This is a genomic window from Mycobacterium sp. PSTR-4-N (assembly GCF_022348085.1).
Lineage (GTDB): Bacteria > Actinomycetota > Actinomycetes > Mycobacteriales > Mycobacteriaceae > Mycobacterium.
In genome coordinates this window covers 676,010-683,320 of record NZ_JAKRFN010000001.1, presented here as the reverse complement: position 1 = coordinate 683,320, position 7,311 = coordinate 676,010, and the positions used below count along the sequence as shown (strand labels likewise).

Here is a 7,311-nt window from a genome sequence, read left to right as displayed (position 1 = left end):
TCCTTGTGGTTGCGGTTGGTGTGGTAACCCCGAAACCTAGAGGCACACCGCGTGCGCGTCCCTCAATTCACCCAAGGAACGCCGATCCCGTTGTATCGCACCGCAAAACCTTGCTGACCAGCATGAACGCGCCCATGAGAACACTAGGAGCGCCACTAATGTTCGATATATGGATGTGGTCGCGGACGCGGTGGAGGGTATGCGGGCTCGACTGCAGATCCTGCACGACGCCTGCGACGGGCTCTCGCACCGCGAGCTCGTGGCCCTGATGGCGGAGGTCACGACGCTGGTGCGGTCGGTACCGGCGTTGGAGCACCAGATCCTGGCCCGGCTGACCAGCGAGACGGAGCCGCGCCGCCTCGGGGAAGCGTCCTGGAAGAAAGTACTCACCACGACGCTGCGGGTGTCCGAGCGTGAGGCGAAACGGCGCCTGGCTGATGCCGCCTCGTTGGGGCCGCGGCAAGCCTTGACCGGGGAACCCTTGGCCCCGCTGTGGGAGGCGACCGCGGCCGCGCAAGCGGCCGGATCGTTGGATGTCGAGCATGTCGCGGTGATCGCGAAGTTCCATGACGGGCTGCCGGTGTGGGTCGATGTCGATACCCGCGCCGCCGCCGATCGGCAGCTCGCCTCGCTGGGGGCGGGGCTGACGCCGGAGGATCTGCGTGAGGCTGCGGATCGGTTGGCGGCGATGATCGACCAGGACGGGCCCGAACCCACCGACGCTGACCGGGCCCGCAAGCGCGGCATCAGGCTGGGTGAGCAGCAGGCTGATGGGATGAGTCGGCTGACGGGCTGGGTCACCCCGGAGTTCCGCGCGCATTACGAGGCCATTCAGGCGAAGTTGGCCGCACCGGGCATGTGCAACCCGGATGACGAGACACCCTGCGTCGACGGGGAACCCGCAGAGCAGCAGCGCCGTGACGACACCCGCAGCCCGGCGCAGCGCACTCACGACGCGTGGCTGGCCGTCGGGCGGATGGCGTTGACGTCGGGAGAGCTGGGGCAGCACAACGGGTTACCGGTCACGGTGATCGTCTCGACGACCCTGCAGGACTTGGAGAAGGGCGCGGGGGTGGCGGTCACCGGTGGCGGCTCGCTGCTACCGATGACCGATCTGATCCGGATGGCCGCCCACGCTCACCCCTATTTGGCGGTGTTCGACGCCCACACCAGCCAACCGCTCTACCTCGGCCGCAGCAAGCGGCTCGCCTCCCCGGCGCAACGGATCGTGCTGCACTCCTCAGCGCGCGGCTGCACCCGGCCCGGATGCTCGGTGCCCGGGTACTGGGCGCAGGTGCATCACGTCCGGGACTGGAAAGACGGCGGGGCCACCGACATCACCAACCTGACACTGGCCTGTGGGCCGGATAACCGGATGGTCGAGCAGACCGGCTGGACCACGAAGGTCAACCACCGCGGCCAGACCGAATGGCTCCCCCCACCCGACCTCGATACCGGAGGGCGCCGAACCAACGGCTACCACCACCCCGAACGCCACCTCCTGCCCGAAGACGACCAGGGGCCTTAGGTGCGCAGGGATTCGGCGAATGCGACGCACTCGTCCCATGTCGGCAGGACGCCGCTGGATTGCGCGTCCGCCAGGCTCGGCGCCGCGCGATCGCGGTCGGACAGGATCAGCTTCTCCGCCGGAAACCAATCGGTCCAGGTGATGCCGATCGCCGGATCCAGGGGATCGACGGTGTGCTCGCGGGCAGGGTCGTAGCCGGCCGAGCACAGATAGGTGACAATCGAATTGTTTTGCAGCGCAAGGAAAGCGTGGCCCAGACCCTCGGACAGGTACACCGCGCGATGGGTTTGGTCGTCCAGCGTCACCGCATCCCACGTCCCAAAGCTGGCCGAACCGACCCTGATGTCCACGACGACGTCGACGACAGCGCCGCTCATGCAGGTCACGTACTTGGCCTGGCTCGGCGGCAGTTGCGCGAAATGCAGGCCGCGCAACACCCCGGGCGAGGACACCGAGCAGTTCGCCTGCCTTAGATTGAGCGAATGCCCCGTCATCGCAGTGAACGAGGTGTCGGTGAACCATTCGAAGAACGCGCCGCGGGAGTCACCGTGCACCGTCGGCGTCAGCTCCCACGCGCCGGGAACCGAGAGCTCGCGCACCTTCATCCTTCGCGCACCAGGTAACGCGCTTCGACCGCATCTTTCAACGGCGCCCACCACGACTCGTTGTCGCGGTACCACGCGATCGTCTCGCGCAGCCCCGCCTCGAAATCCGTGTGCCTTGGCGCCCAACCCAATTCGTCACGCAGCGGCCCGGGGTCGATCGCGTACCGCAGGTCGTGGCCCGCCCGATCGGTGACATGGTCGAAATCGTCGTCGGCCCGGTCCATGAGCCGAAGGATCGTGCGCAACACCGTGAGGTTGTCGCGCTCACCGTTCGCGCCGATCAAATAGGTGCGGCCGATCTCACCGTCGGTGAGGATGCGCCACACCGCGCTGTTGTGGTCCTCGACGTGAATCCAGTCCCGGACATTGGCTCCGGCGCCGTACAGCCGTGGCCGCCGCCCGGTCAGGATGTTGGTGATCTGCCGCGGAATGAACTTCTCGACGTGCTGATACGGCCCGTAGTTGTTCGAGCAGTTCGACAGCGTCGCGGCCACGTCGTACGACCGCACCCACGCACGTACCAGCATGTCGGACGATGCCTTGGTCGACGAGTACGGGCTCGACGGGTTGTACGGCGTGGACTCGGTGAACCTGATCGGATCGCCCAGCGGCAGGTCGCCGTACACCTCGTCGGTCGAGATGTGGTGCAGCCGAACGTTGTTGGCGCGCACCGCTTCGAGCACCGTGAACGTGCCCAACACATTGGTGTGCACGAATGGCGCCGGATCGGCGAGCGCGTTGTCGACGTGCGTCTCGGCGGCGAAGTGCACCACCGCGTCGGACTCGGCCACCAGGCGGCCGACCAGGTCCGCGTCGGTGATGTCGCCCTCGACCAGGCGGATGTCGCCCGCCACGGGTGCGAGCGACTCGCGGCTCCCGGCGTAGGTGAGTGCGTCGAGCACAGTGACGTGCACGTCGTCGCGCTCACGCACCGTGGCTTGGACGAAATTTGCACCGATGAAGCCGGCGCCCCCCGTGACCAGCAATCGCATGGTCGTCGACTCTATCGGGCGGGGATCAGCCCTGCTGAAGACCCAGGGGACGGGCCAGCTCTTCGAGAGTCGACATCAACTCGTCGCCGCCGCCGAGCACCTGGATCGCCACGTGGTCCGCCCCGGCCTGCAGGTGCTCGTCGAGGCGCGCCGCGATCTCATCGGGGGAGCCGTAGGCGACCACCGCGTCGATGAAGCGGTCGCTGCCCGGACGCTCCAGGTCCTCGTCGGTGAAGCCCAATCGCTTCCAGTTGTTGACGTAGTTGCTCAACCCGAGATAGAAGTCCACGGTCTGGCGCCCGACCTCCCGGGCGGTGGCCGGGTCATCGGTGAGCACGACCTTGTGCTCGGGCGCCAGGAGCACCGTCGGGCCGAGCAACTCGCGGGACTGACCGGTGTGCACCGGGGTGGTCAGGTACGGGTGCGCGCCGGCGCTGCGCTGGGCGGACAGTTTCAGCACCTTCGGGCCGAGCGCGGCGAGCACGCGGCGGCTGGTGGGCACCTTCGCGGCGTCGAGCACGTCGAGGTAGTCCACGAGCGCCTGGTACGGCTTGGTGTACTGCTGCTGATGCTCGGGATGGCCCACGCCGACGCCGAGCAGGAACCGGCCGGGGAACGCCTCCTCGATGCGGTGGTAGGACTTGGCCACCTCGTTGGCGTCGGCCGTCCAGATGTTCACGATGCCGGTGGCGACCTGCAACGTCTCGGTCTTCTCGAGGATCGGCTCGACGAATTCGAGGTCCGCGGCGGGCGACGCCCCCACCCACACGGTGCCGTAGCCGAGTTTCTCGATGTCGACGGCCTGCTCCGGGCTGACCGGCTGGCCGGTCCACACCCCGTATCGACCCAGCGCGGGCTTCAGTGACGGGCCTTCGGATTCGGGCACTCGGTTCCCCTTCAAGTCGGTCGTGGCACGTTCTCGCTCAGGTCACTACCCGGTCGCGGGCTCGGTCATGCCGGTGGCAGCCGTTTCGGCAGGCGCCGGCGCCTCCAGCGGCAGGCAGACGATGAACCGGGTGTCGCCGGGCCGCGACTGCACCGACAGATTGCCGTGGTGCTTCTCGACGACGATCCGCCAGGCCAGGTCCAGTCCGAGCCCGGTGCCCTCACCGAACGGCTTGGTGGTGAAGAACGGGGTGAAGATGCGGTCCACGATGTCCTCGGGGATGCCGGGCCCGTCGTCGCAGATCTCCACGCGCACCGTCGACTCGTTCTCGCGCATCGTCCGGATCGTCAGGTTGCCGTGGCCGTTCATCGCCTGGATCGCGTTGTCGATGATGTTGGTCCACACCTGGTTCAGGTCGCCCGGGTAGCAGAGCAGCTCGGGCAGGGTCTTGTCCTTGTCCCAGTGCAGCTCGACCGGCTTGTCCTTGCCCAGCTTGTCGCCGAAGATCGTCTTGACCGTGCTGAACAGGAGCTCGTGGATGTTCGCGCTCTGGTATTCCGCGCGATCCATCTGCGAGTACTGCTTGGCGCCGGCCAGCAGCGCCGAGATGCGCTTGCTCGCCTCGGCGATCTGGTTCATCAGCAGCTCGGTGTCGATCGTGTACTTCAGCCAGCCGATCGCGCCCGGGAGCGTCGCCGAGCAGTCGACGTCGTCGATGGTGGCCTCGACACGCTCCAGCCAGTCGACGTCCAGGCCGGCCTCCACGAACGTCGGCGCGTAATCCCACGCGCTGCCGATGCCGTGCTCCTCGAGCCAGTCGCCGATCTGGTCCTCGCGGTCGGAGGTCTCCAGCGCCGTCAGCTCCTGGGACTTCGACTTGGCCACCTGCTCGGCCACCTCATCCTGGATGCTGATCAGCACTTTGAGTGCGGCCGGGGTGAACTTGCCGTCGGCGAGCATCGCGAGCTTGTGCCGCATCTTGCCGACACCTTCGCGCAGGTCGGCGACCGCGCGGGCGGTGGCACCCGCCGGATTGTTGAGCTGATGGGTCAACCCCGCCGACAACTGACCCAGCGCCAGCAGCTTCTCCCGCTGCCCCAGGATCTGGCGCTGCCGTAGGCCACCGACCATGTGCCCTTCCAGCAGATGCACGGCCATCGGGAATTCTTTCTGCATGAACTCCGCGAACGCGTTGGCGTCGAGGACGAAGAACTTCGACGGGCGGGTCACCCGTACCGACGCCTGATAGACGTGTTCCTCGCCGGGGATGTAGGCCGACCACGCGCCGCAGTACACGCCGCGCTGCGACGTGCGGTTGGTCTCGATGTCGACCCCACCCGAGCGCTTCGACATCACCAGTTCGCCCTCGATCAGGACGTAGAAGCACGTCGCGGGGTCGCCTTCGGTGTGGATGGGGCCCGGTTCGAAGGTCGCGATGTGGCCGTTGGCGCACAGCGTCGACAGCTGCTCGTCGTTCAGGTGCTCGAACAGGAACAGCGTGCGCAACTCGTCGGGAAGGCACTTCTCGCCCATGTCAGGTTCCTCCTGGTGTCCCGATCGGCAGTGACCATATGAAACGCCTGCTGCCCGGAGTTGATTCCACGAACGCCTATGTTTCGGCCAGATACCGGTGCACCAGCATGACCGCCATCGACCCTTCCCCGACCGCCGCGGCGACCCGTTTGGCCGACTCGGAGCGCACGTCGCCCGCGACGAACACCCCCGGCACGCTGGTTTCCAGGTGATGCGGCGGGCGGTCCAGCGTCCAGCCGCTGATGTCGCGCAGGTCCGGGCCGGCCACGATGAAGCCGTGGTCGTCGCGCACGACGACACCGTCGAGCCAGTCGGTGCGGGGTTCGGCGCCGATGAAGATGAACATGCGGCCGCAGGCGAACTCCTCGCGTTCGCCGGTCTCGCGATGCTCGAGGCAGATGCCCTCCAGATGCCCGTCGCCCTTGACCGCGTGGACGACGGTGTTCGGCATCTCCTTGATGTTGTCCTGTGCCCTGATCTGCTGGATCAGGTAGTGCGACATGGAATCCTCGAGGGTGCGGCGGCTGACGATCGTCACCGACTTCGCGGTCCGGGACAGATACATCGCCGCCTGACCCGCCGAGTTCGCACCGCCGATGACGTACACCTCGTCGTCGTCACACTCCGAGGCCACCGAGGTCGTCGCGCCGTAGTACACACCGGCCCCGGTCAACGTCTCGCACCCGTCGGCAGGCAACTGCCGGTACTCGACCCCCATCGCGAGGATGACCGCGCGGGTGCCGATGGCCCGGCCGTCGGAGAGGTGCACGGTGCGGGCGTTGCCGTCCACCTCGAGGGCGACGACCTCGGCGGCGGTGATCAGCTCGGCGTCGAACTTCTCGGCCTGACGGCGGGCACGCTCGGCGAGTTGGGCACCGGACAGACCGTCGGGGAATCCGAGATAGTTCTCGATGCGTGAGCTCTGCCCGGCCTGCCCTCCGGTGGCGGTGCGTTCGATCAGCACGGTCTTGAGTCCTTCGGAGGCGCCGTAGACCGCGGCCGCCAGCCCGGCCGGGCCGCCGCCGATCACCACCAGGTCGTAGAAGTCGCCGGACGGCGTGGTCGTCAGCCCCAACGTCGCGGCCAGCTCGGCATCGGTCGGGTCGACCAGCGTCTCGCCCTGCTCGGTGATCACCACCGGCAGCGTCAACCCGTCCTGGCCGGCCGCGTCGAGCAGCGCGGCACCCTTGGGCTCGTCGGACCGGAACCAGGTGTAGAAGAGCCGATTGCGGGCCAGGAATTCGCGCACCTCGGAGGACCGGGCGCTCCACGGGTGCCCGATGATCTTGGTGTGGGGGATGGCCCGTTCGCCGGTGGCACGCCACGCGTCGATCAGCGCGTCGATCACCGGGTAGAGCTTCTCCTCCGGCGGATCCCAGGGCTTGAGCAGGTAGTGGTCCAGATCCACGACGTTGATCGCGTCGATCGCGGCGTGCGTGTCGGCGTACGCGGTGAGCAGCACGCGTCGCGCCATCGGGAAGATGTCCATCGCCGCTTCGAGGAATTCGATGCCGCTCATCTGCGGCATCCGGTAGTCGGCGACGAACACTGCGACGGTCTCGCCGCGCAGCTTCAGTTCGTTGAGGGTCTCCAGGGCGTCGGGGCCTGATTCGGCTCGCACGATGCGGAACTTCTCGCCGTAGTGGCGGCGCAGGTCGCGCGCGACCGCGCGGGAGACCGCGGGGTCGTCGTCGACTGTCAGAATCACGGGTTTACGGGGCGCAGTGGCCGGGCCTGTCATCGCCTCCAATTATGCGCGGGCTGTCC

General features: G+C 67.5%; 6 protein-coding genes. 1 reads left to right on the top strand and 5 read right to left on the bottom strand.

The annotated features are described in order from the left end of the window. Positions 1 to 169 precede the first annotated feature (169 nt). On the top strand, positions 170 to 1,528 hold the full coding sequence (locus MHN84_RS03265) for an HNH endonuclease signature motif containing protein (RefSeq protein WP_241203175.1): 1,359 nt from the start codon (positions 170 to 172) through the stop codon (positions 1,526 to 1,528). On the opposite strand, the gene MHN84_RS03260 is transcribed toward MHN84_RS03265, so the two are convergent. From MHN84_RS03260 to MHN84_RS03240, 5 genes are all read right to left on the bottom strand, one after another. Beyond that, positions 1,525 to 2,133 carry a dTDP-4-dehydrorhamnose 3,5-epimerase family protein gene (locus MHN84_RS03260; RefSeq protein ID WP_241203174.1) on the bottom strand — a complete coding sequence of 203 codons (609 nt, stop codon included), beginning with the start codon at positions 2,131 to 2,133 and terminating at the stop codon, positions 1,525 to 1,527. The two genes, MHN84_RS03265 and MHN84_RS03260, sit on opposite strands and share 4 nt — an antisense overlap. Next, positions 2,130 to 3,125, bottom strand: coding sequence for a dTDP-glucose 4,6-dehydratase (gene rfbB, locus MHN84_RS03255; protein WP_241203173.1), 996 nt, complete (start codon positions 3,123 to 3,125; stop codon positions 2,130 to 2,132). The genes MHN84_RS03260 and rfbB overlap by 4 nt, the downstream gene beginning before the upstream one ends. 25 nt (positions 3,126 to 3,150) lie before the next feature. Next, positions 3,151 to 4,011, bottom strand: coding sequence for an LLM class F420-dependent oxidoreductase (locus MHN84_RS03250; RefSeq protein ID WP_241203172.1), 861 nt, complete (start codon positions 4,009 to 4,011; stop codon positions 3,151 to 3,153). 45 nt (positions 4,012 to 4,056) lie between these two features. After that, positions 4,057 to 5,544, bottom strand: a complete 1,488-nt coding sequence (locus MHN84_RS03245) for an ATP-binding protein (RefSeq protein ID WP_241203171.1) — start codon at positions 5,542 to 5,544, stop codon at positions 4,057 to 4,059. 76 nt (positions 5,545 to 5,620) lie between these two features. Continuing rightward, positions 5,621 to 7,285 (bottom strand): FAD-dependent oxidoreductase, encoded by a 1,665-nt coding sequence (locus MHN84_RS03240; protein ID WP_241203170.1) that lies wholly within the window; start codon positions 7,283 to 7,285, stop codon positions 5,621 to 5,623. Between the last annotated feature and the right edge of the window lie 26 nt (positions 7,286 to 7,311).

Bases quoted from the DNA above. Each gene is read 5' to 3' on its own strand.
- MHN84_RS03265 (WP_241203175.1), top strand. From the start codon at position 170: ATGGATGTGGTCGCGGACGCGGTGGAGGGTATGCGGGCTCGACTGCAG.
- MHN84_RS03260 (WP_241203174.1), bottom strand. From the start codon at position 2,133: ATGAAGGTGCGCGAGCTCTCGGTTCCCGGCGCGTGGGAGCTGACGCCG.
- rfbB (WP_241203173.1), bottom strand. From the start codon at position 3,125: ATGCGATTGCTGGTCACGGGGGGCGCCGGCTTCATCGGTGCAAATTTC.
- MHN84_RS03245 (WP_241203171.1), bottom strand. From the start codon at position 5,544: ATGGGCGAGAAGTGCCTTCCCGACGAGTTGCGCACGCTGTTCCTGTTC.
- MHN84_RS03240 (WP_241203170.1), bottom strand. From the start codon at position 7,285: ATGACAGGCCCGGCCACTGCGCCCCGTAAACCCGTGATTCTGACAGTC.